Origin of the sequence: Tessaracoccus flavus, assembly GCF_001997295.1 — a bacterium.
Lineage (GTDB): Bacteria > Actinomycetota > Actinomycetes > Propionibacteriales > Propionibacteriaceae > Arachnia > Arachnia flava.
On record NZ_CP019605.1, the window covers coordinates 2,700,236 to 2,726,686 of the forward strand.

Sequence of the window (26,451 nt, forward strand, 5' to 3'; positions counted from 1 at the left end):
GGCGTAACGGTACGCGACGAACACGCTCGTAGGAACAGTCAACTTGCCCTTGACAGCAACTGAACACACGTTCAGACTATTGAACATGAGTTCAGCCGACCTCCAGGCGCACGCCCGCATCCGCGACGCGGCAATCCGCCTGTTTGGACGCCAGGGCGTCAAGGCGACGACCATCCGTCAGATCGCCGAGGAGGTCGGTGTCTCCCCGGCCCTTGTCATCCATCACTTCGGCAGCAAGGACGGCCTGCGCCGCGCCTGCGACGAGTGGATGATGGACCGCCTCACCGCCTCCAAGACCGCAGCGCTGAGCGGGCAAGAAGCGTTCCAATGGACGATGCGCGCGCAGGCCGAGTTCCAGCCGTTCTACCCCTACATCGCGGCCTCGATCAGCGAGGGTGGCGACAACGCTGAGCGCCTGTTCGACGCCATGTGCCAGCTGACGCGCGAGATGTTCGCCGTCGGTGTCCCCGCTGGCACGCTGCGCAACCCCGCCGACCTCGAGGCCATGGTGACCGTGCTCGTCGCCTTCAGCCTGGGGGCCACGACCCTCGAACGCCAGGTGGCCCGACGACTCGGCGGCGCGACGATGTTCGACAGCGACGTGCTGCGGCGGTACTCGTTGGCCACCACTGACCTCTTCACCCACGGACTCTTCGCCGACTCACGGATGCTCGACCAGCTGCGCGCGGCGTTCGGCGTCGACGTCCCAGGCGACGGCATCACCGACCCTGATCCCCCCGCCGCGTGAGCCCCTTCCCCCTCCCACCCCAACCAAGGCACACCATGACCAACGCCATTGAAATCAGAGACCTCACCAAGACCTTCGGCCGCACCGTCGCCCTCGACCGGCTCACACTCGACGTCGACAGCGGACAGGTGCACGGCTTCCTCGGCCCCAACGGGGCCGGCAAGACCACGACGATCCGCGTCCTCCTCGGCCTGCTCCGCCCCGACTCCGGCGAGGCCCGGGTGCTCGGCGGCCACCCCATCCACGACGCCGTCGAGCTCCACCGCCGGATCGCCTACGTGCCCGGCGACGTCGAACTCTGGCCCCAGCTGACCGGCGGCGAGGCGATCGACGTGCTCAGTCGGCTGCGCGGCGATGCCGACCCCGCCCGCGTGGCCGAGCTCAGCGAGCGCTTCGACCTCGACCGCACGAAGAAGGGCCGCACCTACTCGAAGGGCAACCGGCAGAAGGTGGCGCTCGTCGCCGCGCTCGCCAGCAACGCCGACCTCTTCATCCTCGACGAGCCCACCTCCGGCCTCGATCCGCTGATGGAGGCGATCTTCCAGGACGAGGTGCGCCACCTCGTCTCCCGCGGGGCGACCGTGCTGCTGTCGAGCCACATCCTCGGGCAGGTGGAGGCGCTAGCCGACACCGTCTCGATCATCCGCGAGGGCGCGATCGTCGAGACCGGCACGCTCGATTCGATGCGCCACCTACGGCGCACGACCGTGCAAGCCACGACCGCCCAGGCGCCGGACGGCATCGCCGAGATGCCCGGCGTCCACGACGTCCACCTCACCGGCGACCGCCTGACGATGGAGGTCGACGGCGAACACATCGGCCCGGTCATGCAGCGGCTGACGACGGCCGGGCTGCGCTCGATCGTCGCCCATCCGCCGACGCTGGAACAGATGCTGCTGCGCCACTACGGGGACGCGGACCGATGAGCCAGAGCCTGACCGCCACCGGGTCGCTGCTGCGCTTCGCCGCGCGCCGAGACCGGGTGAAGCTCACCATCTGGGTGGTCGCGCTGGCCGCGTTCGTGCCTTACATGATGTCGATCTACCGGGTGGTCTTCGCCAACCCGGAGGACCTCACCGTCATCACCGGGATGCTCGCGAACCCGGCCCTCACGCTCTTCACCGGTCCCGGCTACGGCACGACGGTGCCGCCGGAGGAGCTGACCCACCAGGTCATCTTCGGCAGCGTCTACTGGCTGTACCTACTGGTGTTCGTGGCACTGATGAACATCCTGCTGGTCTCGCGCCACACCCGGCTGGAGGAGCAGACCGGGCGCGCGGAGCTCGTCCGCGCGAGCGTCGTCGGGCGGTTCGCGCCGCTCACGTCGACGCTGCTGCTGGCTCTGGTGGCCAACGTCATCGTCGGTGTGCTCGCCGCGGCGGCGCTGATCGCCTTCGACAGCGACCCGTCGTCGTCCCTGCTCATCGGGGTCGCGACGGTGGGCCTCGGGCTCGTCTTCGCCGGCGTGACGACGGTGACCTCCCAGCTGAGCGCGTTCTCCTCGGCCGGCAGCGGCCTGGCCGGGGCGGTGCTGGCGGCGTCGTTCGTCATCCGCGGCGTCGGCGACATGGCCGCGGGTCCGGGGAAACACGGCACGTGGCTCTCGTGGCTTTCACCCCTGGCGTGGGCGCAGCAGACGCGCGTATTCGTCGACGATCGGTGGTGGCCGGTCGCGCTCCTCTTCGGCACGGCTGCGGTGCTTGTGACGGTCGGATTCGTTCTTTCGGCGCGACGCGATGTCGGCGCGGGCATCCTGCAGCCCCGGCGCGGTCGCGCGACGGCCCCCTCCTGGCTGCGCGGCCCGCTGACCCTGGCGTGGCGCATCCAGCGCTCGCAGTCGTTCTGGTGGGCTGTCGGCGCGACTCTCGCAGCGCTGATGTACGGCTCATTCTCGCAGGCGATGGTCGACGCGTTCGAGGATCTGCCGTCGATCTTCCAGCAGCTGATGGGCGGGGCCGATGCCGCGCTCGAGGGCTACTCGACGCTGACCATCACGATGTTCCGCACTCTCATCGCGATCTTCGCGGTGATCGCGTGGACGAAGGTGGCGGCTGAGGAGACGGAGGGTCGGGCCGAGCCGGTGCTCGCCACCGGGGTCCGCCCGGCGTCCTGGATGGCTGGTCACCTGCTGGTGGTGGGATTGGTCAGCACCGCCCTGCTCCTGGTGACCGCTGTCACCTCCGGGCTCGTTGCGGGCGCGGTGACGGACGACTTCTCGCTGGTCGGGGACGCCGTGGCGGGCGCGGCGGCCGGCATCCCCTCGGTGCTGATCGTGCTGGGACTCGCCGCCGCACTGCACGCACTGGGCCCGCGGTTCGTGGTGTTCACCTGGATCCCGGTGATCGCCGGTGCGCTCATCGAGTTGTTCGGCGACATGCTGCAGGTCCCGACCTGGATCCGCCAGATCTCCCCGTTCGAGCACACCCCCGCCATGCCGGCAGAGGACTTCACGCTCGCCCCGGTGCTGGTGCAGCTCCTTGTCGCGGCCGCATTGATCGCGGTCGCGCTGTGGCGCTTCCCGCGCCGAGACATCCCCGGCCACTGAGCGCGCCAGAAGGGATATCGGCCCTCGACCCTCTGGAATTGCGCTCGATGGAGCCTCTCGGCGAGAGTCCCCGCTGAGAGGTGGCGTCGAGCGCAATTTCAGAGGGTCAACCGTATCCCGCTCCGCAATTCGGCCTCCCGGATCGCGTAGGCCTGCCTCAGCTGGGGTACCAGATCCTCGAGGCTTCGGGCTGTGAAGTGGAGCAGTAGCCATCCGTCGAGGGCCAGATCGTTCCACTTCTCCCGATCGGCGATGAAGCTCTGGAGCGTCTTGTGGTGCTCCCAGCCATCGATCTCGGCCGCGAGCTTCAGATCGGGGACCGCGAGGTCGAGGTAGTAGCGCCGACCCCGGATCTCCACCGGATGGTTGGCTACCCAACCCGGGACGCGGGAGCGGCGGAGCATCACGTGCGCCTCCCTCTCGAGTGGGGACCAGGGCTCGTCCCTGGATTCGGCGACCAACCTCGCGCGGAGGCGGTTGCCCCGCCTCCGCGGGGTGCAGTCCAACGCATGCCGCAAGTCATCCAGGGTGACCGCGGAGCGCCGGAGCGCCTCATCGATCGCGGTTCCCCCGAGGGTGTCGGTCAGGTCCAAGACCGTCAACGCAGGGTTGGTGATGAAGTGCTCCCCGTTCCAGATCTTGAGTTCGTGGGGGATCTCCCGCCGTTCGAAGGCGAACCCCCACCTCCGGATTGCTCCTGCCTGGGCCATTTGAACCGCGGGCACGTTCAGCTCCGGCCACCACGAGAGTCTGGCCGCGGTCTCCCGGACCAAGACTCCGTTGGGGTAGGTCTGCCGTGCCGCAGCGACCCGCAGTTCGAAAGACTCCGCCGTGCTGGCTTCGACGTAGCTGTCTCCGAGCAGCCTCACCAGTCGACCGACCGAAACCTGGTGCGCCACTGCGTGCTTGAGGCGGGGATGCTCCGATACCGACAGGAAGCCATGCCGGTCGAGCAGCGTGTCGATGTCCATGTTCACAAGGAACACGGTCGACAGAACTCGGCCCTGATTTCCACGCACCGCCTGGGCTGTGGATAACCCAGTGCACTCTCTCCTGTTGCGCTCGCGTGCAGGTCTGAGCGTGTGTTCACGCTCAGAGGGTGCGTCGAGCGCAATTCCAGTGGGTGAACCGGCGACTCCATGATTTGGTCCTACCAAAACCGCCTATCGGCGCATCATTGCTTGCCGCGACCAGCGGCTAGTCACCCCCGAAGGCATCCGCAACCCTCCTCTGGTCTAGGCTCTAAGGGTGGGTGTGAGCCCCGAGAAAGACGGAGAGCGATGAGCGATCAAGCTACAAGTGCGGCCGACATCAGCCTGGCCGCGGACTTTCAGACCCCCTCCCTACCTGACTGGGAGAAGGAGGTCCTGAAGGTCCTCAACCGGAAGCGCCCTGAGGGCAAGGAACTGAGCATTGAGCAGGCCTACCAGCGCCTGACCAGCACAACGGTGGACGGGCTCGAGATCAAGCCCCTCTACACCAAGGATGATGTGGACGACGACCTCGGGTTCCCGGGTGTCGCGCCGTTCGTCCGCGGCACCACGGTGCGTACCGGCGCCATGGAGGCCTGGCACGTTGCCCAGATGCACGACGACCCCGACGCCGCCGAGACCCGGCGCGCCGTCCTCGCCGACCTGGAGCGCGGCGGCACTGCCGTCTACCTCCGAGTCGACCCCGACGCCGTGGCAGTGGCCGACATCCCGACGGTGTTGAGCGACGTCCTCCTGGACCTCGCCCCGGTCTACCTGACGTCGAAGACACAGCAGCTGGAGGCAGCCAAGGCCCTGGTCGAGCACTTCGCCGCCAGCGACAAGGATAAGGCGTCCATCAGCGGCAACCTCGGCATCGACCCGATCGGCGCTGCGGCGCTGGCCGGCACCGACGCCGATCTCACCGTGATCACCGAGGCCCTCGATCTCGTCAAGGACTTCCCGAAGGTCACCCCGCTGGTCGTCGACGCGACCGTCTACCACAACGCCGGCGCCGGCGACATCCACGAGCTCGCCTACGCGGTGGCCGTCGGTGTCGAGTACGTCCGCGCGCTGGTCGACGCCGGTCTGAGCGTCGATGACGCCTTCGGCAAGATCCTGTTCCGCGTCTCCTCCACCACCGACCAGTTCGCCACGATCGCTCGCCTCCGCGCCCTGCGCGGTCTGTGGTCGCGCGTCGGCGAAGTGCTCGGCGTCACAGAGGAGAAGCGCGGCGCGATCCAGCACGCGGTCACCTCGCTCCGGCAGATCTCGCGCGATGACGCCTACGTCAACATGCTGCGGGCCACCATCTCGACGTTCGCCGCTTCGGCCGGCGGGGCCGAGATCCAAACGGTCCTGCCGTTCGACACCGCAGCCGGCCTGCCCACCGACTTCTCCCGCCGGATCGCCCGCAACACGCAGGTGGTGCTCGCCGAGGAATCCAACGTCGGCCGCGTCAACGACCCAGCCGGCGGCTCGTGGTTCGTCGAGTCGCTCACCGACCAGCTCTCCGAGAAGGCCTGGGCCGTGTTCCAGGGTCTCGACGGCGAGGGCTTCGCCGCCAAGCTGGCCGACGGCACCGTCAAGGCCCAGCTCGACGAGCTCAACGCCGCCCGTGCGAAGGCGCTCGCCACCCGCAAGGTGCCGCTGACCGGCGTGTCGATGTTCCCGAACTACACCGAGAAGCCGGTGGAACGGAAGGCCCGCCCCGACGCCCCCGAACTCGGCGGCCTGCAGGAACTCCGCGACTCGCAGGTCTTCGAGGACCTGCGCGACCGTTCCGCCAGCGCCCGCGCTGACGGCAATCCGCCGAAGGTGCTGCTGGCCTGCCTGGGCGCCCGTCGTGACTTCGGCGGCCGCGAGGGCTTCACCGCCAACCTCTTCCAGGTGGGCGGCATCGAGACCGTCGTCGCCGAGGGCAGCACGCCCGAGGACTTCGCCCGCCAGCTGGGTGAGAGCGGCACCACCATCGCCGTTCTCTGCTCCAGCGCGAAGGTCTACGCCGACCAGGGCGTCGCCGTCGCCGAGGCGCTGCGCGCGGCCGGCGCCGAACAGGTCCTCGTGGCCGGTCAGATCAAGGAGCTGGGCGAGGGCGGCGACGCCGCTGTCGACGGCAACGTGTTCGACGGCATGGACGTGGTCGAGCTGCTGACCAACACCCTGAACAAGTTGGGAGCCTGATATGACTATCCCCCGTTTCTCTGACATCGAGCTGGGCTCGGGGTCGGCTCCCGCCGACGCCGCCGCCAAGTTCGAGGCCCTCACCGATCAGCTCGGCCACTCGGCCGGCTGGCAGACCCCCGAGAACATCCTCGTGCCGCCGATGTTCGGCGAGCAGGACCTGCAGAACCTCGACTTCCTCGAGACCATGCCCGGCATCCCGCCGTTCCTGCGCGGGCCCTACGCGACGATGTACGTCAACCAGCCCTGGACCGTGCGCCAGTACGCGGGCTTCTCCACCGCCGAGGAGTCCAACGCGTTCTATCGCCGCAACCTGGCCGCCGGCCAGAAGGGCCTGTCGATCGCATTCGACCTCGCCACCCACCGCGGCTACGACTCCGACCACCCCCGCGTGGCCGGCGACGTCGGCATGGCCGGCGTTGCCGTCGACTCGATCCTCGACATGCGCCAGCTGTTCGACAAGATCCCGCTGGACCAGATGTCGGTGTCGATGACGATGAACGGTGCGGTGCTTCCCGTGCTCGCGCTCTACGTCGTCGCCGCTGAGGAGCAGGGCGTCAAGCCCGAGCAGCTGGCCGGAACCATTCAGAACGACATTCTGAAGGAGTTCATGGTCCGCAACACCTACATCTACCCGCCCACGCCGTCGATGAAGATCATCGCCGACATCTTCGCCTACACCAGCGCGAACATGCCGAAGTTCAACTCGATCTCCATCTCCGGCTACCACATGCAGGAAGCGGGAGCGACGGCCGACATCGAGATGGCCTACACCCTGGCCGACGGCGTGGAGTACATCCGCGCCGGCGAGTCGGTGGGCCTCAACGTCGACCAGTTCGCTCCGCGGCTGAGCTTCTTCTGGGCCGTCGGCATGAACTTCTACATGGAGGTCGCCAAGATGCGCGCTGCGCGCCTGCTGTGGGCGCGCCTCGTGCGGCAGTTCGGCCCGAAGAACCCGAAGTCCATGTCGCTGCGCACGCACTCGCAGACGTCGGGTTGGTCGCTGACCGCCCAGGACGTCTACAACAACGTCGTGCGCACCTGCGTCGAGGCGATGGCCGCCACGCAGGGTCACACGCAGTCGCTGCACACCAACGCCCTCGACGAGGCCATCGCGCTGCCGACGGACTTCTCCGCCCGCATCGCCCGCAACACCCAGCTGTTCCTGCAGCAGGAGTCGGGCACCACCCGCACGGTGGACCCGTGGGCGGGCTCGGCGTACGTCGAGAAGCTCACCGAGCAGCTGGCCCGCAAGGCCTGGGAGCGGATCCAGGAGGTCGAGCAGGCCGGCGGCATGGCCAAGGCCATCGAGCAGGGCATCCCGAAGATGCGCATCGAGGAGGCGGCGGCCCGCACGCAGGCCCGCATCGACTCCGGCCGTCAGCCGGTGATCGGCGTCAACAAGTACACCCTCGACAACGAGGACGAGCTTGAGGTGCTGAAGGTCGACAACAAGTCGGTGCGCGGTCAGCAGATCGCCAAGCTCGAGCGCCTGCGCGCCGAGCGCGACGAGACGGTGACCCAGGAGATGCTGGAGCGCGTCACGTGGGCGGCCGCCAATCCCGACGCGACCGACCCCGACCGCAACCTGCTGAAGGTGGCCATCGACGCCGCGCGCGCAAAGGCGTCGCTGGGCGAGATCTCCGATGCTCTGGAGAAGGTTTACGGGCGCTACACGGCGCAGATCCGTACGATCTCTGGTGTGTACAACAAGGAAGCCGGCGCGAGCGAGGACGTGGCGAAGGCCCGCAAGCTTGTCGAGGAGTTCGAGGCCCGCGAGGGTCGTCGTCCCCGCATCCTCATTGCGAAGATGGGCCAGGACGGTCACGACCGTGGCCAGAAGGTCATCGCGACCGCCTACGCCGATCTCGGCATGGACGTCGACGTCGGCCCGCTGTTCCAGACCCCTGAGGAGGTGGCCCGCCAGGCCGTCGAGTCCGACGTGCACATCGTCGGCGCCTCCTCCCTCGCGGCCGGTCACCTCACCCTGGTGCCCGAGCTGCGCAAGGAGCTGGACAAGCTGGGCCGCGACGACATCATGGTGGTCGTCGGTGGTGTCATCCCGAGCCAGGACTTCGACGAGCTCCGCGAGCACGGTGCCGACGCGATCTACCCGCCCGGCACGATCATCCCGGCCGCCGCGATCGATCTGCTGACGAAGCTGAACGAGCGCCTCGCCGACTGATCCCCAACCGGCACCACGAAGGGCCCGTCTCCCCACGGAGGCGGGCCCTTCTGGTCGGTTTGGGGCTAGAGTCCCCCGATTCATGCGGCTCAGGCGTCGCGGCGCCGGAGGAGGGCCGTCGCAGCCGCCATGGTTGCGACGACGTAGACCATGAACACGCCGAACCCCGCCCAGGGGCCGAGCACGTCGACGGGCCCACCGGGCTCGACGGCGGCGCTCACGATCCGCTCCCCCGCCACCGACGGCAGGTAGGGGTAGACGCGGGCGAACCAGTCGGAGGTCACCATGAGCAGCTGCCAGAACGACGACAGCATGAGCAGGACGCCCAACACGAGCGTGATCGCGCCCGCCGAGTGCCGGACGACGGCGCCGACGGCGAGCCCGAACAGCCCGACCCCGGCGAGGTAGAGCGCCGTGCCCCAGAAGATGCGCTGCACCTCGGGGTCGCTGAGGTCGGCGGCCCCCGCCGCACCGAGCAGAGGGTAGCTGGCCGCGTAGGCGGCGGCGACGCCGACCAACCCGAGAGCGGCGCCGACGACGGCGACCACCACGGCCTTCGCGGCCAGGGCGGGCCAACGGCGCGGGACGGCGGCCAGCGTCGAGCGGATCATGCCGGTGGAGTACTCACCGGTGATGGTCAGCACGCCCAGCACCGCGACGACGACCTGCGCGAACGTGTAGCCCATGCCGATCGCCATCGTGCCGTCGAATCCGGCGGCCACGGCGTCGTCGTCGATCCGCGACGTCGCACCCACGAGCACGGCGATGAAGACCATCGCGGCGATGGTGGCGGCGACCGTCCAGTAGGTCGAGCGCAAGCTCCACAGCTTGATCCACTCCGAGCGCAGGACACGCGGGAATGACACGTGCCGGGCGTCGGCGCGGGTGGTGGTGGGGAGGGCGGTCATTGTGAGATTCCTTCCGCGGTGGGCTCGGAGCGGTACTCGACCGAGTCGCGGGTCAGTTCCATGAAGGCCTCCTCGAGGGAGGCGCGCACGGGGGTGAGCTCGTGCAGGGCGACGCCGTTGGCGGCGGCCAGGTCGCCGACGGCGGGCGCGGGGAGGTCGGTCACCTCGAGTTGCCCGGTCGGCAGGGTGCGAACGGTGGCGCCGCGGACGATGAGCAACGGCGCCAGGGTGCCGGCGTCGGGGGTGGCGACGCGAACGGTGGGCGTCGTCGCGCGGGTGAGGATGTCGTCGATGGGGCCGTCGGCGATGATGCGACCGCGGCCGATGACGACGAGGTGGTCGGCGGTCTGCGCCATCTCGCTCATCAGGTGCGAGGAGAGGAAGACGGTGCGGCCGTCGTCGGCGAGGCGGCGCACGAGGGTGCGCACCCACTTCACGCCCTCGGGGTCGAGTCCGTTGACGGGTTCGTCGAGGATGAGGGTCTGGGGGTCGCCGAGCAGCGCCGCGGCGATGCCGAGCCGTTGGCCCATGCCGAGGGAGAAGCCTCCGACGCGACGTCCGGCGACCTGCTCGAGTCCGGTGATCCGGATGACCTCGGCCACGCGGTCGCGGCTGATGCCGTGGGTGGCGGCCATCGCACGCAGGTGTTGGTAGGCGCTGCGCCCGCTGTGGACGGCCTTGGCATCGAGCAGGACCCCGACCTGGGTGAGCGGGGAGCGGTGGTCGCGGTAGGCCTTGCCGCCCACGGTCACCGTGCCGGAGGTGGGCCGGTCGAGGCCCACGATCATCCGCATCGTGGTGGATTTGCCGGCGCCGTTGGGGCCGAGGAACCCGGTGACTCTGCCTGGCTGAACGTCGAACGAGATGCCGTCGACGGCCACCGTCTCGCCGTAGTGCTTGATGAGGTGTCGTGCCTCGATCATTGGGTGTCTTTCTGTCGTGACGAGCCGGTGTTGGCTCGACGCTTTCCACGGTAGGCGGCCGGCCGCCGAGGCACATCGGCCGCCCGGACGATCTTTCTGGTGCCGCTCCTCCTCCGCGGGGATGAGATCCGACGCCGACGCGGGGTGGGCGGGCGCGGTGACGTTAGGTTGGAGCCATGTTCTCCGCCGCCCGCGCTTGGCTGAGGCGGCCCGCCCACGTGGACTGGGTCGTCGCGGCGGTGTCGCTGCTGCTGTCGATGATCTCGCTGGCAGTCACGGCCGTCCCACTCGCAGGCTGGCACGTGGCGATCGTGGCGACCGCGGCCGCGGCGCAGTCGGCGGCGCTGCTCCGACGCAGGCGCGCGCCCGTGGCGGTGCTCGCGATCGGCACGGCGTTGCTGGTGTTGACGACGGTGTTCGCCGGCGACCCCGTGGCCACCGAGCTGCCGGTGAGCTTCATGATGTACGCGGTGGCGGCGCACCGGCCGGCCCGCACGACGTGGGCGAGCGTCGCCGCGGTGGTGGGCGCCGTCGGGGCCACCTACGTGTTCACGCTGCGTCCGCTCCCGACCAGTGCCGCACCGGGGTGGGCGACGGCGACGCTGACGGTCTCGCTACTCGTCGCCGTCGCGCTGGGGCTGACCATGCGCGCCCACCGCCAGCAGCTGGAGGCAGAGAAGGAGCGCGCGCAGCAGCTCGCACTCGAGCGCGACCAGCGCGCCCAGCTGGAGGTGCTGACCGAACGGGAACGGATCGCGCGCGAAATGCACGACCTGGTGGCCCACTCCGTCGCCGTGATGGTGACGCTCGCGCACGGGGCGTCGTCGGCGATGGACCGCAACCCCGACCTGGCCCGCGAGGCGCTGGGCGAGCTCACCCGTACCGGGAGCGAGGCGCTGCGCGACATGCGCCGCGTGCTCGGCCTGCTCCGCGACGGCTCACAGCCCGACGGCGCGGCCAGCCAAACGCCCGGGGCGTTGCCGGATCTGTTGGCGACGTTCGCCAAGGTCGGGCTGCCCGTGCGGCTGGACGTCACAGGCGAGCCGCCGCCGTCGGAGCCGTTGCTCCACCACACCGTGTACCGGATCGTGCAGGAGTGCCTGACCAACGTGCTGCGCCACGCCCCCGGCAGCGACGCCGTGGCGGTCCGGATCGGGTGGGGCGAGGCGGACGTGACGATCGAGGTGACCAACACCGGGCCGGTGGTGTCGCGTGTGGCCGGTGAGCAGTCGGGCCACGGGCTGCGGGGTCTGCGCGAGCGGGCCGCGGCGTTCGGCGGGAGCGTCGAGGCGGGGCCCGTCGAGGGCGGCTGGCGCGTCAGAGCTACGCTGAATCATGGCGACCGCTGATCCTCCCCCGACCGGCACCCGGCCGCTGCGCGTAGTCGTCGCGGACGACCAGTCGCTGGTGCGGATGGGGCTTCGGCTGGTGCTGGAGAGCGACGAGGCCGTGCGCGTGGTGGGCGAGGCCGGCGACGGTGAGGCCGCCGTCGAGCGGTGCCGCGAACTGCGACCCGACGTCGCGCTGCTGGACGTGCAGATGCCCCGCGCGACGGGGCTCGAGGCGACCGCCCGCATCCTGGAGGCGTCGCCGGGCACCCGCGTGATCATCCTGACCACCTTCGACCTGGACGAGTACGTATACGACGCACTCAGGGCGGGAGCGAGCGGATTCCTGCTCAAGGACGCCGCCCCGGCTGAACTGCTTTCCGCGGTCCACGCCGTCGCGGCGGGTGAGGCGGTCATCGCGCCACGCATCACCCGTCGGCTGCTCGAACGGTTCGCCCCACGCCTGCCCGACCCCGCGTCGCCCACTCCGGCCGACGGCGCCAGCCACCCCCGGCTCGCCGCCCTGACCGCGCGCGAACTCGACGTGCTGCGGCTGGTGGCGCAGGGGTTCTCGAATGCCGAGATCGCCGACCAGCTGTTCCTCTCACCGACGACGGTGAAGACGCACGTCAGCAGCCTGCTCGCCAAGCTCCAGGCCCGCGACCGCGTGCACGCGGTGATCGTCGCCTACGAGACGGGTCTGGTCCCACGTCCCCCTGAGTAGGGAGCGAGGAACGAGCGACCGTATCGAAGGGCCCCCACGACGTATCGCCGACTCGGGACAGCGGGAGGGTCACGAGCCCTTCGATACACGGTCGTTCGTCCCTCACGACCGCTACTCAGGGAAACGTTGAACGGACGGTCCCTCCCGACGACTAGGCTGACGCCGTGCTCCCCCTCCCGGCGACGCCCTGATGCGGCTCTCGACCACCCGCTATGCGGCCCTGCAGTCCGCGTACTGGAGCGCGTTCTGCCTGGCGATCATGTTCGCGAGCGTCTTCCTGCTGAGCAAGGGGCTCACCAACACCCAGATCGGCATCGTCGTCGCGACGGGCGGTGCGATCTCGGCGGTCGCCCAGCCGATCGTGGCGGGCGCGGCGGAGGGATCGCGGGTGCCGCTCAGAGTGTGGATCTCCGCACTCACGGCCCTCATGATCGTCGTCGCGGCGGCCCTGTTCATCCCCGGGCTGCCGTGGCTCCTGACCGCCGTGTTCTTCGGCTTCCAGATCCTCACCATCCAGCTCATCCTCCCGCTCGTCAACGCGCTCGGCATGGCCGTGCTCAACGCGGGGATCGCGATGAACTTCGGGGTCGCGCGTGCCGCAGGCTCGGCTGTGTTCGCCGTCGTCTCGGTAGGGGCAGGCAGCCTGGTGGCCGCCTTCGACACCATGGTCATCCCGCTGCTGGCCATCGGCTTCCAGGCGTTGATGATCCTCTTCGCTCTCACGTTCACGTACCGACAACCCGCGCTGCCGCACGTCGACACCGACGACGAGGCTCACGTCGCGCCGACAGCGCACGCACCGTTGACGCTGGTCCAGCGTCGGAAGTTCACCTTGCTGCTGGTGGGCGTGGCACTCAGCATGACCAGCCACAACCTGATCAACGCCTTCCTGTTCCAGACCATGACCTACCACGGCGGCGGCGCTGAGGAGATGGGCACCGCGGTGATGATCGCTGCGCTCTGCGAGCTTCCCACGATGGCGCTGTGGAGTTGGATCGTGACGAAGTGGTCCTCGGGTCTGATGCTGAAGGTGGCGGGGGTGTTCTTCGCGGTGAAGAACCTCGCCACCTGGCTGGCGGGCAGCGTCGGCGCCCTGTACTTCGCGCAGGGGCTGCAGCTGCTGGCGTTCGCGGTGCTGGTGCCGGCGTCGATCTACTACGTCAACAAGCTGATGCCGCCGCAGGATCGGGTGAAGGGCCAGGCATACATGACGATGACGCACACGCTCGGCACGGTCATCGGCAGCCTGTCGGGCGGCTTCATCCTCGACGCCGCGGGCGTCCCGACGATGCTGCTCTTCGGCACCGCCGTCGCGACGGTGGGCGCGGTCCTGACGATCGTCTCCGCCGAGCACCTCTAGCGTGAATCGATCCCTGAGCAGTGACGAGCGCAAGAGCTGAGGAACGTCCGTCGAAGGGTAACGGCCCATCCTCTACCGCCGCCCCCGACCACTAGGGCGGCGACCATAGTCACGGCCGCAACCCTTCGACAAGCTCAGGGAACGGGGAGGGCCGGAAGTTCGTCGTCGAGGTCGGGGTAGGACTCCTGGGCTCCGGGGCGCGTGCAGGCGAAGGCGCCGACGCGTGAGGCGAAGCGGGCGGCGTCGACCAGCGACTCCCCCTCAGCCAACCTCGACACCAGCGCCCCGACGAACGCGTCGCCCGCACCGGTGGAGTCGACGGCGGTCACCGTCGCGGCGGGCACCGACGTCAGCTCGGACTGGTGGTCCACGACCAACGATCCCCTCGCCCCCAGCGTCATCACCACCGACCGGACGCCAGCCTCGATGAGCGCCAGCGCGACGTCGGAGTGCGTCTCTCCGAGCGGGATCTCCCGATCCCGATCAAGCATGGCCAGCACCAGCCCGGCTTCGTGCTCGTTCACCACGAGCGGGTCGGCCTTGTGAATGACTTCGACGGGCAACTCCATCACGGGCGCGAGGTTGAGGACGAACCGACCGCTGCTGAGCTCCGCGGCGCGGATGGTGCCCGACGCCGGGATCTCGCCCTGCGCGACCACCACGTGGGCCGTCCGAACAGCGTCAGCGGCCGCTTCGACGGCGTCCGCATCCACGAGCGAGTTGGCGCCCGGCACGACGATGATCGAGTTCTCGCCGTCGGCGTCGACCACCACGATGGCCAGCCCCGTCGCCCTGGGGGCCTGACGCACGTGGGTCCGGTCGAGCCCCGATGCGGTGATCTGGGAGAGCGCCACGGCGGCGTTGGCGTCGTCCCCGACGGCGCCAACCATCGCGACGGAGGCGCCGAGCCGCGCCGCGGCGACGGCCTGGTTGGCCCCCTTACCGCCCGGGCCCATCACGACGTCGCGGCCCGGCAGCGTCTCGCCCGGCATCGGGTGGCGGACCACGTCAACCGACAGGTCCACGTTGATCGAACCGACTACGACGACCTTGCCCGAGCGGTTCGCGCTCTTCCCCGAGTCCACACCGCGATGCTACCCCCGCACGCCCCCTGAGCAGCGACGAGCGCTCTGCGCGAGGAGCGTCCGTCGAAGGGTGGTCCCTGAGCAGCTCGCGAGGAACGAGCGAGCGACCGTCGAAGGGTAACGGCCCCGCGGCCTACCGCCGCCCCTGACCACGGGGGCGGCGACCCCGCTCACGGCCGCAACCCTTCGACAAGCTCAGGGACCTGATCCCCGAGCAGCGACGAGCGCTCTGCGCGAGGAGTCGGCACCCTGGGCTACGCGATCGACGCCCAGGCCCGCTGGCTACTGCAAACCCGCCGCGAGCGCCTGGCCCAGGAGTGAGGAAGCCCCCGTCGTGCTGAGTAGCGCCGACGAGGAACGATCTGCACCCGCCACGTCCCCCTGAGTAGCGCCGACGAGCAACGATCTGCACCCTCCACGTCGCCCTGAGTAGCGCCGGCGAGGAACGAGTCGGCGCGTGTCGAAGGGTTCGCGACCCGTCCGCAGGGCCAGGGAACTCCCCCTCCCCGACGCCAACGGTTCCACCGGAACGCCAACGACCTCAGCCCCTCGCCAACGGAATCCATCGACGCCCCCGAGATCTCGGGGGCGTCGATGGCTATCGTCGGCGAGTTCCGACCAATGTTGGCGTTCCAGTCTCTGCGTTGGCGTTGCCGTCCTGCGATGGCGTTCCAGTCTCCCCCGGCCGAGTAGCGACGGCGCGGAGCCAGCCGTCACATATCGAAGGGCCCGTTGTAACGCCTAGGGCGCTGCGCGAGTCCGCACCTTGAAGATGATGAACTCGGCGGGCTTCAGCGGAGCGAACCCCACGAGGACCTCGACGACCCCGCCAGCGATGTCGGCCGGAGTGGTCGTCTCCGCGTCGCACTTCACGACATAGGCCTCGCGCGGCGCAGCGCCCGCGAAGGCACCCTGCCGGAACATCTGCTGCATGAAATCGCCCACCACCTGACGGATGCGAGCCCAGAGCGGCTCGCCGTTCGGCTCGAAGACAGTCCAGTCGAGTGAGCGAATGACGCTCTCCTCGAGGTGGAGCGCCAGGCGGCGCACCGGCACGTATTTGTACTCGTCCGCGTGGGCATCAGCGCCCCGCAGCGTCCGGGCGCCCCACACCACAGTGCCGACCCGGTCAATGGCCCGGATCGCGTTCACACCCACCCGGTTGAGATCCCCGTTCTCCGGGTCGGTCAACACCACGCTCGGCCCCACGACGTCGGCGAGCGCCGCCTCGAGCCCCGCAGGCGCCTTCCACACCCCCCGCGCCGCATCCATCCGCGCATAGACCCCCGCGACGGCACCCGACGGCGCGAACGACCGCACCGCCCCGCCGCTCAACGGGTCACGCTGATCCACCCGCGGGTAGTAGATGGCCGCGTTCCTCGCTGCCGCCCCGGTCAGCCCGACGCCGACCAGCCAGTCGGGGATGTCGCTCCCGGGCATACCGGGCGGAGGATCGACGATGAGGAACGCCCGCCGTTGCTGCGCGTACGCCAACGCCGCGGCCCACACGCCGTCGGGCAGCGCAATGTCGGGCGAGGCGGGCGGGAGGACGAGGAGGTTGACGAGGTCGACGTCGTCGAGCGCCGTGATCCCGCGCTTCTCTCCCGCGCCGGAGACGTACGCGTCGACCGCCGGCACCTGTCCGTCCGCCCCGGGCGTGGAGACCGGGTAGTTGCCCGGGGCTGGACGCGTCGTCGTCAGCGGCGAGCGCACCCGCGCCAGCGTCGAGGCCTGGAGTACGGCGTCGAGGCGGCGCGGCCCGTCGACGAGCGTGACGTGTGGGAAGAGTTCGGTGTGTCCGTCGAGAGTGAGCCAGAGGGTGAAGATGTCGTCTCCTGTGGCCAGACCCTGGACGCTCGCCGCAGCGGCGGCCTCGTCCGGGCTCGGGTGCGACACACCGACGACCAGTCCGTTCGCCCAACTCCCCGGCCCGACCGCCTCGACGACGAGCCCGCCCCCGAGGTCGACCTGCGCCGTCGCGCCGCCGTCGTCAACCCGCACAATCACGGCGGACCGGCCGCCGTTGGCGAAGAACGCGCGCACGCCATACCCGAGGCCGGAGTCGACTGTCAGGGCACCGAACACAGACTCGAACCCGGCCATATCCCCGACGGCGACGGCCCTGTCCACCGGCCCGCGCACGGCTCGGCCGACGAACGCGGTGACCGAGGTTGCCAGCGGCTCGATCGGACGAGGCCCCCGCGGGACCTCTTCGACATAGACCCCGGGGGCGCTGAACGACATGCCGCCAGTCTTTCGGAGCGCAGACAGGGGGTCAATGGGTCGCAGCACGTCACCTCGCCGGGCCGATGCGACTCGCCTAGTTTGCGCCGATCTAAGCCCCGCGCACCGGTAACGAAGTCACTACAGTGAGCAGCGGAGGCTCCCATGACCGATCACCTGCAGCGTGCCATCGACCTCGCCGTCGGCAACGTCGCCGACGGCGGAGGCCCGTTCGGAGCGGTGGTGGTAGCGCCGTCGGGCAAGGAATTCACCGGCGTCAACCGCGTGACCGCCATTCCCGACCCCACCGCCCACGCAGAAGTGCAGGCCATCCGCGCCGCCGCCGTCGGGCTCGGTACCCACGACCTCACGGGTTGCATCCTCTACACCTCCTGCGAACCATGCCCCATGTGCCTGGGTGCGGCGCTGTGGGCGCGGGTCTCGACGGTCGTCTTCGCCGCCGATCGCCACGACGCCGCCGCTGTGGGGTTCGACGACGCCGCGTTCCACACCGAGGTGGCCGAGGGGGTGACCGCGCTGGAGTGCGCCCGCGAACCACACCCCGAAGCGCTTGCCCCGTTCCAGGCCTGGGAACGCTTCGAGGAACGCATCAACTACTGAAAGTCGAGCGGCGCGGTCAACCGTTGGCGGAGAGCTCGTCAGCCCCAGGTGAGGAGGTTGCGGAGGTAGGTGCCGTACCCGGACTTTTCATACCGCTGGGCGCGCTCGACCAACTCATCGTCAGTGAGGAATCCGCGACGCCACGCCGCCTCCTCCGGGCAGCCGACTTGGAGGCCTTGGCGCGACTGCAACGTGCGGACGAAGTTGCTGGCGTCGTTGAGGGAGTCGAACGTCCCGGTGTCGAGCCAGGCCGTACCGCGCGGCAGCAGGTCGACGTGCAACCGACCCTGCTCCATGTAAACACGGTTGACGTCGGTGATCTCCAACTCACCACGGGACGACGGCTTCAGGTCGGCGGCGATGCCCGCCACCTGCTCGTCGTAGAAGTAGAGCCCCGGCACCGCCCAGTGCGACTTCGGCTCCGCCGGCTTCTCCTCGATCGAGATGGCGCGGCCCGCGCTGTCGACCTCGACGACGCCGTACGCCGTCGGGTCCGCCACCTGATAGCCGAAGACAAGCGCGCCGTCGACGTCGGCCGCCCTCTGTTGCAGCCTCGTGCCGAGCCCGGGGCCGGAGAAGATGTTGTCGCCGAGGATGAGGCAGGACTTCTCCCCCTCGACGAAGTCCGCGCCGATCGTGAACGCCTGCGCCAGGCCCTTCGGTTCCGGCTGCACGGCGAAGGTGAAGTCCACCCCGAACTGCTCGCCTGTCCCCAGCAGGTTGTGGAACGCCTGCGCCTCGTGCGGGGTCGTGATGATGAGGATGTCGCGGATGCCGGCGAAGATCAGCGTTGCCAGCGGGTAGTAGATCATCGGCTTGTCGTAGACCGGCATCAGCTGCTTGCTGGTGCCCAGTGTGATCGGATGAAGCCTGGAGCCGGTGCCACCGGCAAGAATGATCCCCCGCATGGCTCTACCTTGGCACAAGACGGGGTTGGCCACTGTTTCCGCGGATCGAAGTGCCCGCGACCTACTCGGGAGACGTGAAGGGGTTGCTCGCACCCTCGCTCACTCGGGAGACGTGGGTTTCGGACAGGCCGACGCACTAGGCTGCGGCCATGACCTCCCTCCTCGTCACCGGCGGTGCCGGGTTCATCGGCAGCAACTTCGTGCACTGGGCGCTCGCCAACACCGACGCCAACGTCACCGTCCTCGACGCCCTGACCTACGCCGGGAACCTCTCCAGCCTCGGGGGGCTCAGCGCCGAGAGGTTCCAGTTCGTCAACGGGTCGGTCACCAGTCCGGGGCTCGTGAGCGAGCTCGTCGAGGCCAGCGACGTGGTCGTGCACTTCGCCGCGGAGTCGCACAATGACAACTCGCTCGAAGGCCCGGGGGTCTTCATCGACACCAACATCGTCGGCACCTACCACGTTCTGCAGGCGGTCCGTCAGCACCAGAAGCGGCTGCACCACATCTCCACCGACGAGGTCTACGGCGACCTCGAACTCGACGACCCCGCTAAGTTCACACCCGCCACGCCGTACAACCCGTCCAGCCCGTACTCGGCGTCGAAAGCGGCCAGCGACCACCTCGTCCGCGCGTGGGTACGGTCGTTCGGTGTGCAGGCCACGATCAGCAACTGCTCGAACAACTACGGCCCACGCCAGCACATCGAGAAGTTCATCCCGCGCCAGATCACCAACATCATCGACGGCCACCGCCCCAAGCTCTACGGTGCCGGGCTGAACGTGCGCGACTGGATCCACGTGGACGATCACAACTCGGCCGTCTGGCGCATCATCGAAGAGGGAGCGATCGGCGAGACGTACCTCATCGGCGCCGACGGCGAGAAGAGCAACAGGGAAGTCATCGAACTCATCCTCGAGCTCATGGGCCTCGAACCCGACGGCTACGACCACGTCAACGACCGCGCGGGCCACGACCTGCGCTATGCGATCGACGCCACCAAGCTGCGCGAGGAGCTCGGCTGGGAGCCGCGCTACACCGACTTCAGCGAGGGGCTCGACGAGACCATCACCTGGTATGAGGACAACGAAACCTGGTGGCGCCCGATGAAGGACGCCACGGAGGCCAAGTACGCAGCCAAGGGCCAGTAGGCGATTCCGCGGTCCTCGGGCTTGTCTTCCGTGACCCCTGAGCTTGTCTTCCGTGATCCCTGAGCTTGTCGAAGGGTTACGACCGCGACGGTTGTCACCGCCCAGGGCCGGCATCAGGTGCAGGTGGTTTCTCCGGAACGGCAATGCGCCCTGTGTAGTTGCGTTTGACCGTGTGGAGGCCCGCTCGGCAACACCACTGAGCGCGGCGTCACGCTGAGAGGCTGCGCCGAGCGGACCTACACCCTGTCCGGACGGCTCAACCCTCTGGAATTGCGCTCGACGACACCTCTGAGCGTGGTAGGACGCTGAGACCCTGCGTCGAGCGCAATTCCAGAGGGTTCAGAGCCGCCACCAGGGCGGTGACGAAGGTCGAGGCCGTCACCCTTCGACAAGCTCAGGGACCAAGGAAGACAAGCTCAGGGATCAGGCGACAAGCTCAGAGAGCACGGAAGACAAGCTCAGGGAGCGCAGACGAGCTCAGGATCACGGGGACAAGCTCGGAACGGGCTGGACGATAGGCTGAGCCAGTGACCAACGAGCTGCGCGTCTCCACCACCGACATCCCAGGGCTGCTCGTCGTCGACCTCCCCGTGCACGGCGATTCGCGCGGCTGGTTCAAGGAGAACTGGCAGCGCGACAAGATGACCGCCCTCGGGGTGCCGGACTTCCAGCCCGTGCAGAACAACATGAGCTTCAACGCCGACGCCGGAGTCACCCGGGGCATCCACGCCGAGCCGTGGGACAAACTCGTCTCCGTCGCCACCGGGCGCGTGTTCGGAGCCTGGGTCGACCTCCGCGCCGGCGAGACGTTCGGCACCGTCGTCACCGCCGAACTCACCCCCGGCCGCGCGGTGTTCGTGCCGCGAGGGGTGGGCAACGCCTACCAGGCGCTCGATCCCGGCACCTGCTATTCCTACCTCGTCAACGAGCACTGGTCGGCCGACGCCAAGGCCAAGTACACGTTCGCCAACCTGCGCCACCCGGACATCCGCTGGCCCCTGCCTCTCGATGGCGCCACCATCTCCGAAGCCGACCGCAGCCACCCATCGATCGCCGACGTCGTGCCGTTCCGCCGCCCCCGGCCCGTCGTCACCGGCAGCAACGGCCAACTCGGCACGGCCCTCCAGGCCCTCATCCCAGAGGCGATCTTCGTCGACCGCGCCGACCTTGACATCACCGACGCCGACGCCGTCGCCGCGTTCGACTGGTCCGAGGCCTCCTGCATCATCAACGCCGCCGCGTGGACCGCTGTCGACGCCGCCGAGGGCGAGGGCCGCGCCGCTTGCTGGGCCGTCAACGTCGCCGGCACCGCGAACCTCGTCGCAGCCGCCCGCCGCCACCGTCTCCCCTTGGTCCACATCTCCAGCGACTACGTCTTCGACGGCAGCCGTGAACTCCACACCGAGGACGAACCGTTTGCCCCGCTCAGCGCCTACGGAGCAGCGAAGGCCGCCGCTGACGCAGTGGTGGGCACTCTCCCGCGCCACTACATCCTCCGCACCAGCTGGGTCATCGGAGAGGGCTCCAACTTCGTGCGCACCATGGCACGCCTGGCCGATACGGGCGCCAGCCCCGCAGTCGTCGATGACCAATTCGGCCGCCTGACGTTCGCCGACGACCTCGCCCGCGCCGCGCTCCACCTCATGCACCACGCCGAACCGGGCACCTACAACGTCACCAGCGACGGCGGCGTCGTCAGCTGGTTCGATGTGGCGCAGGCCGTATTCGAGGCCCGCGGCGCCGCCGGCCAGGTAAGCCGCACCAGCACCGAGGAGTTCGCCGCAGGCAAGCTGACCGCTCCGCGGCCCCGGCACAGCGCGCTCGACCTCACCAAGCTACGCGCCACCGGCTTTGTCCCCGTCGACGGCGGAGAGGGGCTCAGGCAGTACCTCGCGGCAATGACGTAGCCGCCTGACAAACGGTGACCAGACGCACGGTTGGCCCGCCGATGCACCACAATGGCCAGGGTAGGTCTGAGTGCCTGAGATCGTTAGGGGGAATCGACGTGGCTGGCCAGGAGAGATGGTGACGCCGCGCGACGCCATGCGAGGGGAACCGTGATGGCGATGCTGAGGGCACTGGGAACGACGATCGACGTGGACCTGAACGGGTCACCGATCGACGAGGGAGAGTTCACTGCACTCTGGGACCGGTGTCTGGTGGAGCCCGCCGCGATGGAGGCCAGCGACGTCGTCGAAACCGTGCACGCGGAGGGAAACTCGTCGCTGGTGATTCTCACGCAGCACATCACGCACGCCCTCATCGCCGCCCGCCGCGGCGAGCTGCTGATGCTCCACGCCGGGGCCGTCGCGCACCAGACGACCGGTCGGGCGCTGGCATTCGTTGCCCCAGGGGGTACGGGTAAGTCGACGCTGACGCGGCTACTCGCCCGCGAGTACGGCTATCTGACCGACGAGACGGTCGGGCTGGACCCCGCAACGTTGGAGATCTTCCCGTACCCAAAGCCCATCACGTGGGCTGCGGTGAAGGGGGAGCCGAAGATCGAGCACGCCCCAGACAGTTTCGGCCTGCAAGCCGCCCCTCCTCGGCCCTGGCTGGGCGACCTCGTCGTGCTGCGCCGGACCCCCGACCGGGAGCCGTCGTTCACGGAGTTGGGGGTGCTGGACGCGATCGAGCGGCTGGTCCCCGAGTCGTCGTCGGTGACGTCGCTCCCCCGGCCGCTGCACGTGCTGGCGGATGTGCACCGTCGCGCCGGCTGCACGCTGATCGAGTACGGCGAGGCCGACGACATCCTCGACTGGTGCCGTGCACGGTTGGAGACGCCATGATCAGGCGCACAGACCTCACGGACTTTCTGGTGGTCGACGGCGAATCCGTCGCGATCCTCAACGAGACCGTCTACCGGCTCGGCCACGTCGCCACCGCGATCCTGGACGCGCTCGCTGAGCCGACGACGCTGCCCGCCCTCGCGACGACGCTGGAAGCCCAGTTCGGCGCTCCGCCGTCGGGTTCGCTGGAGGACGCAGTCCGCTCCCAGCTGGACGAACTCGCCGCCGTCGGCCTCGTGTCAATCGACTCCTGAGCTTGTCGACTCGTTCCCTGAGCAGGGCCAGCTCGCTCTGCGAGCAGCCCGTCCGTCGAAGGGTAACGGCCCCGATCCCTCCCACCGCCCCCGACCACAAGGGCGGCGACCACGGCCCGGGCCGCAACCCTTCGACAAGCTCAGGGAACAGGGCGACAAGCTCAGGGAACAGGGCGACAAGCTCAGGGACCAGGGCGACAAGCTCAGGGACCAGGGCAGCGAATACACAGATGTATCGAAAGTGTGTTGGATTTCCTGCCGAAAAGCATTGATTCGCCCCTCCCTCGAGGGAGATACTGAGCCATCCGCAGGCTGGGCTGCGGACCTTGGGGAGGACGTCGACGTGGACGCCACTACGCACCATCGGGCTTCGACCCGTCCAGGATCTCGATCGCGCCTGCTGCCGACGCTGCTCGTCGTCGGCGCCGCGACGACCGTGACGCTGGGCACGGCGGTCATGACGGCCGAGGCCGACTCTCGCGTCGTCGTCGGCACCTGTGTGCCGGGATACATGGAGGCCAACTCCGACGGATTGATTGAGATCGAGTTCGACGATCCCGGCTCATCGCCCATCGTCGCGGCTGAGCTCGACATCACCTGGAGCGGTGCCCCCAACGAGGACCTGGCGATCCTCCTGGGCGCGGGCGAGGACTGGGTGGCGCTCCTCACCGCGGCCGACGGCGTTGGCGCCGATGTTACGTTCCGTGACACCGCACCGCTCCTCGCCTCAGAACTCTCCACCGACGGCGCCCTGACCGGCGAGGTCAAGCCCCTGGAGCCCTTCACACTCCTCAACAACCTCAAGACCGACGACGAGTGGCAGATCATCGGACTCAACACCAACGTCGAGCAGGACCTCACGGTTGACGCCTGCGAACTGCGGCTCTACGTCGGCGAGGGCCCATCTGCCTCGGAGTCACCCACGCCCGACCCGACGGCGACGGCAACAGCCACGGCAACCTCCACCCCGACACCCACCGCAACCGCAACCGCGACAGCCATCTCCACCCCGACGGCGACCGCAACACCGACAGCAACGCAGAGCCCCACCGCTACGCACACTGCGACGGTGTCGCCAACCCCCACCTACTCCGCCAGCCCGACCCCTGCTAAGCCCAAACCGACCGCGGCTCCGAGTTCGCGGCCTCCGATTTTCCCGCCGCACACCGGCACGGGCAGCAAGGGCGGCTGGGCCCTCGGGGGACCGGAGGCAGCGGTGCTCATCGTCGTGACGCTCACCGGAATCGCGGTCGTCGCGCGCCGTCGTCGAGCGGCCGGGTTCCTTGCGGCGGCGATGATCGTCTCCGGCGGCATCGTCGTGCTCACCCCACCTCAGCAGGCCGTGGCCGCGCCCCCACCCCAGGTCTCGGTGCCCGGTCCGGGCCCGATCCCGACCCACACCTGGGGCACACCGGCGGACGGCCGCGTCGTCGTCGCAGCCGAGACCGGCGAATGGGACGAGGAGACCGAGACCAGCGCCGTCGGCGGGCTGTTCACAGTCCCGCTCGACTGCGAGACCGCTGGCTGCCACACCCGCCTGACCTCAGATCCGACCGACTCCTTCCCGGCCGTCTCCCCAACCGGGATGCAGGTTGCATTCGTTCGCGCTGGGGAGACTGCGGCCTACGCACCGACGCCCAACACGTATCTGTGGGTGCTTGACCTACGCACTGGCGAGACCCGGCGGGTCACGTTCCCGCAGGTCGTCGACGGCACCACCTACTCCGCCACGGCTCGCCATCCCGCGTGGTCACCCGACGAGCAGCGGCTGGTGTTCGAGTGGAACGGCGACTTGGCCATCGTCGACATGGCCACCGACCAGGTGCAACCTGTCCCTGGGTCCGGGGCTGCAGTCACCTCCTACCTCTGCAACGTGGGCGGCCTTACCGACCAGGCTGTCCGGCGCACGCCGTCGTTCTCGGCCGACGGGGCGAAGCTCTACTACACGCGCGGCGAGGCCGGGGGCCTCGGCACCGGGGGCTTCTGCTTCGCCCGGGACGCAGGAATGCTGTTCGCCGCGCCGGTCAATGACCTGACCGCCGAGGCCCCTGTGGACGCGGCGCTGCGGGGTATCACTGCCGTCGATGTCTCTCCCGACGGGACGCAACTGGTGCTCGCGCAGGAGCAGGGCTTTGAGGGGTCGGTCTGGATTGCCGACGCCACCACCGGGGCCCGAGTCGCAACAGTCGACAGCCGTTTCGACCGTGTGGCCCGGTGGACGGGAGACGGCGAGGCGATTGCCATGGGGCGAGAGCTTCTCAAACCCGACGGGGAGGCCCTCTATACCTACGATGACTGCAATTACTACGACCGTGACCTTGGGCAGATGGTCAACGCCAACTGCTACTACCCGAGGGTCAACGCCGAGCACGCCGACCCCCAGTGCTCACCGGGTAACTGTCTGTCCGGCATCGCGCTGCGAAGCGACGTGCCGAACTCGTTCACCGGGCTCGTCTCCGCCAGCGGAGCGCTGAGCGGCGACCTCGTCGGCAGCTACCTCTTCGCCAAGGCCGAACCGGGCACGCACACGGTGACGGTCGGGTTGGCCGGTGGCATCGTCGCAAGCATCACGTGCGACGACTCGGACTCCACGGTGACGGGACGCACCATCACCTACAAGGTGGCCGAGTCGGAGATCGTCACGTGTGTGGTGGAGGTCAACCTCGCCAACGACCGCGACGGCGACGACATCCCAGACGAGATCGACATCTGCCCCGACGACCCCACCAACCTGTGCATCGACTCCGACGGCGACGGCATCCCCGACATCGACGACCCGTGCCCGGACGACCCGACGAACACCTGCGATGAGGAAGAGGAGCCGGACGAGACCACCTGCCGCTCCTTCACCGTCGTCAGCACGGCCAGCTACTTCGGCAGCACCATCGACGCCCGGCGGCTCACCGTCGACGGAAGCGTGTGCAAGACGGGCGCAACCACCGAGTTGCGGAGTGTCGGGGCGATCTCCGAGGACGTGCAGAGCCCGACCGTGGCGGCTGTGACGAACTTCTGGTTCGAGCTCGACGCTGCAGGCCCGGCGAAGATCGAGAAGTTCGGCACCACCGGGGCGTCGGTCACCATGCCGCACGACATCTGCATGCTGCCGCTACCGCCCGGCCTCGGCAAGGTGCTCGGTCCTGCGGTGAAGTTCGTCTTCGGCAAGATCGCCCGCTTCGCCCCCGAACGACTGATCCTCAAGGCTGCCGCAACCTGGACCGACCTCTACTTCCGCGGCATCGCACAGGTCACGGGCGGCGTCGGCTTCTCGCCGCTGTTCGTCGACCGCATCGAGCAGTTGCGCGGCAGCATCAAGAGCAAGTTCGAGCAGTTGCTCACCACGGCCACCGGCGGAGGCCTCGAGTTGCTTGAGAGATTCGAAGTGGCGCTGTGCTTCGACATGGAGGCCTGGGCCCCAATGGTCGGCATAGTTGCCGACGGCGACCACGTCGATTACGAGTACCAGGAGGTTGGGCTGCTGCTCCAGGGTCGCATCACCTTGGCCACTAACGCCGAGGGCTGACCCTGAGCGGGGCCAGCTCGTCGAGGGGTG

At 68.9% G+C, this 26,451-nt stretch carries 20 protein-coding genes; 14 read left to right on the forward strand and 6 right to left on the reverse strand.

Features of this window, described 5'->3' with window-relative positions:
• The first annotated feature begins 85 nt into the window (after nucleotides 1-85).
• The 3 genes from RPIT_RS12465 to RPIT_RS12475 are packed head-to-tail and all read left to right on the forward strand — an operon-like array spanning nucleotide 86 to nucleotide 3,293.
• Nucleotides 86-748, forward strand: coding sequence for a TetR/AcrR family transcriptional regulator (locus RPIT_RS12465; protein ID WP_077343740.1), 663 nt, complete (start codon nucleotides 86-88; stop codon nucleotides 746-748).
• 35 nt (nucleotides 749-783) lie between these two features.
• Complete coding sequence (locus tag RPIT_RS12470; protein ID WP_077343741.1) at nucleotides 784-1,674, forward strand: ABC transporter ATP-binding protein; 891 nt, start codon at nucleotides 784-786, stop codon at nucleotides 1,672-1,674.
• Nucleotides 1,671-3,293, forward strand: coding sequence for an ABC transporter permease (locus tag RPIT_RS12475; protein WP_077343742.1), 1,623 nt, complete (start codon nucleotides 1,671-1,673; stop codon nucleotides 3,291-3,293). Before RPIT_RS12470 ends, RPIT_RS12475 begins: the two co-directional genes overlap by 4 nt.
• 98 nt (nucleotides 3,294-3,391) lie before the next feature.
• Here the strand turns inward: RPIT_RS12475 and RPIT_RS12480 are convergent, their stop codons facing one another.
• A complete protein-coding gene (locus RPIT_RS12480; protein WP_077343743.1) occupies nucleotides 3,392-4,264 on the reverse strand; it encodes a PDDEXK family nuclease in 873 nt (290 codons plus the stop codon).
• Between the two features lie 309 nt (nucleotides 4,265-4,573).
• Here RPIT_RS12480 and mutA point away from each other — a divergent pair, with 309 nt between their 5' ends.
• Nucleotides 4,574-6,445 carry a methylmalonyl-CoA mutase small subunit gene (mutA, locus tag RPIT_RS12485; protein WP_077343744.1) on the forward strand — a complete coding sequence of 624 codons (1,872 nt, stop codon included), beginning with the start codon at nucleotides 4,574-4,576 and terminating at the stop codon, nucleotides 6,443-6,445.
• A gap of 1 nt (nucleotide 6,446) precedes the next feature.
• Nucleotides 6,447-8,630: a methylmalonyl-CoA mutase gene (scpA, locus tag RPIT_RS12490; RefSeq protein WP_077343745.1), complete on the forward strand. Its 2,184-nt coding sequence runs from the start codon at nucleotides 6,447-6,449 to the stop codon at nucleotides 8,628-8,630.
• A gap of 89 nt (nucleotides 8,631-8,719) precedes the next feature.
• Here scpA and RPIT_RS12495 read toward each other — a convergent pair whose 3' ends face one another.
• Nucleotides 8,720-9,538, reverse strand: coding sequence for an ABC transporter permease subunit (locus RPIT_RS12495; protein WP_077343746.1), 819 nt, complete (start codon nucleotides 9,536-9,538; stop codon nucleotides 8,720-8,722).
• A complete protein-coding gene (locus RPIT_RS12500; RefSeq protein ID WP_077343747.1) occupies nucleotides 9,535-10,461 on the reverse strand; it encodes an ABC transporter ATP-binding protein in 927 nt (308 codons plus the stop codon). The genes RPIT_RS12495 and RPIT_RS12500 overlap by 4 nt, the downstream gene beginning before the upstream one ends.
• A gap of 176 nt (nucleotides 10,462-10,637) precedes the next feature.
• Here RPIT_RS12500 and RPIT_RS12505 point away from each other — a divergent pair, with 176 nt between their 5' ends.
• From RPIT_RS12505 to RPIT_RS12515, 3 genes are all read left to right on the forward strand, one after another.
• A complete protein-coding gene (locus RPIT_RS12505; protein WP_077343748.1) occupies nucleotides 10,638-11,810 on the forward strand; it encodes a sensor histidine kinase in 1,173 nt (390 codons plus the stop codon).
• Complete coding sequence (locus RPIT_RS12510) at nucleotides 11,797-12,513, forward strand: response regulator (RefSeq protein WP_077343749.1); 717 nt, start codon at nucleotides 11,797-11,799, stop codon at nucleotides 12,511-12,513. The genes RPIT_RS12505 and RPIT_RS12510 overlap by 14 nt, the downstream gene beginning before the upstream one ends.
• Before the next feature lie 190 nt (nucleotides 12,514-12,703).
• A complete protein-coding gene (locus RPIT_RS12515; protein ID WP_077343750.1) occupies nucleotides 12,704-13,873 on the forward strand; it encodes an MFS transporter in 1,170 nt (389 codons plus the stop codon).
• Between the two features lie 134 nt (nucleotides 13,874-14,007).
• Here RPIT_RS12515 and RPIT_RS12520 read toward each other — a convergent pair whose 3' ends face one another.
• The gene (locus RPIT_RS12520) at nucleotides 14,008-14,958 is read right to left on the reverse strand and encodes a ribokinase (protein ID WP_077343751.1); all 951 of its coding nucleotides are present in this window, start codon (nucleotides 14,956-14,958) and stop codon (nucleotides 14,008-14,010) included.
• A gap of 741 nt (nucleotides 14,959-15,699) precedes the next feature.
• Nucleotides 15,700-17,202, reverse strand: a complete 1,503-nt coding sequence (locus tag RPIT_RS12525) for a phage tail sheath family protein (protein ID WP_077343752.1) — start codon at nucleotides 17,200-17,202, stop codon at nucleotides 15,700-15,702.
• A gap of 144 nt (nucleotides 17,203-17,346) precedes the next feature.
• Between RPIT_RS12525 and RPIT_RS12530 the strand changes: the two genes are divergently transcribed.
• Entirely contained in the window at nucleotides 17,347-17,802 is a 456-nt protein-coding gene (locus RPIT_RS12530) for a nucleoside deaminase (RefSeq protein WP_077343753.1), read from the forward strand.
• Between the two features lie 38 nt (nucleotides 17,803-17,840).
• On the opposite strand, the gene rfbA is transcribed toward RPIT_RS12530, so the two are convergent.
• Complete coding sequence (gene rfbA, locus RPIT_RS12535) at nucleotides 17,841-18,710, reverse strand: glucose-1-phosphate thymidylyltransferase RfbA (protein ID WP_077343754.1); 870 nt, start codon at nucleotides 18,708-18,710, stop codon at nucleotides 17,841-17,843.
• A gap of 149 nt (nucleotides 18,711-18,859) precedes the next feature.
• Between rfbA and rfbB the strand changes: the two genes are divergently transcribed.
• The 5 genes from rfbB (at nucleotide 18,860) to RPIT_RS12565 (ending at nucleotide 26,421) form a co-directional block, all read left to right on the forward strand.
• The gene (gene rfbB / locus RPIT_RS12540; RefSeq protein WP_077343755.1) at nucleotides 18,860-19,858 is read left to right on the forward strand and encodes a dTDP-glucose 4,6-dehydratase; all 999 of its coding nucleotides are present in this window, start codon (nucleotides 18,860-18,862) and stop codon (nucleotides 19,856-19,858) included.
• Nucleotides 19,859-20,385: 527 nt separating this feature from the next.
• Nucleotides 20,386-21,765 (forward strand): sugar nucleotide-binding protein, encoded by a 1,380-nt coding sequence (locus RPIT_RS12545; RefSeq protein ID WP_077343756.1) that lies wholly within the window; start codon nucleotides 20,386-20,388, stop codon nucleotides 21,763-21,765.
• Between the two features lie 153 nt (nucleotides 21,766-21,918).
• Nucleotides 21,919-22,647 carry a hypothetical protein gene (locus RPIT_RS12550; protein WP_077343757.1) on the forward strand — a complete coding sequence of 243 codons (729 nt, stop codon included), beginning with the start codon at nucleotides 21,919-21,921 and terminating at the stop codon, nucleotides 22,645-22,647.
• Nucleotides 22,644-22,901 (forward strand): PqqD family peptide modification chaperone, encoded by a 258-nt coding sequence (locus RPIT_RS12555; protein WP_077343758.1) that lies wholly within the window; start codon nucleotides 22,644-22,646, stop codon nucleotides 22,899-22,901. Before RPIT_RS12550 ends, RPIT_RS12555 begins: the two co-directional genes overlap by 4 nt.
• A 343-nt stretch (nucleotides 22,902-23,244) precedes the next feature.
• Nucleotides 23,245-26,421, forward strand: a complete 3,177-nt coding sequence (locus RPIT_RS12565; protein ID WP_157633353.1) for a TolB-like translocation protein — start codon at nucleotides 23,245-23,247, stop codon at nucleotides 26,419-26,421.
• Nucleotides 26,422-26,451: the final 30 nt, after the last annotated feature.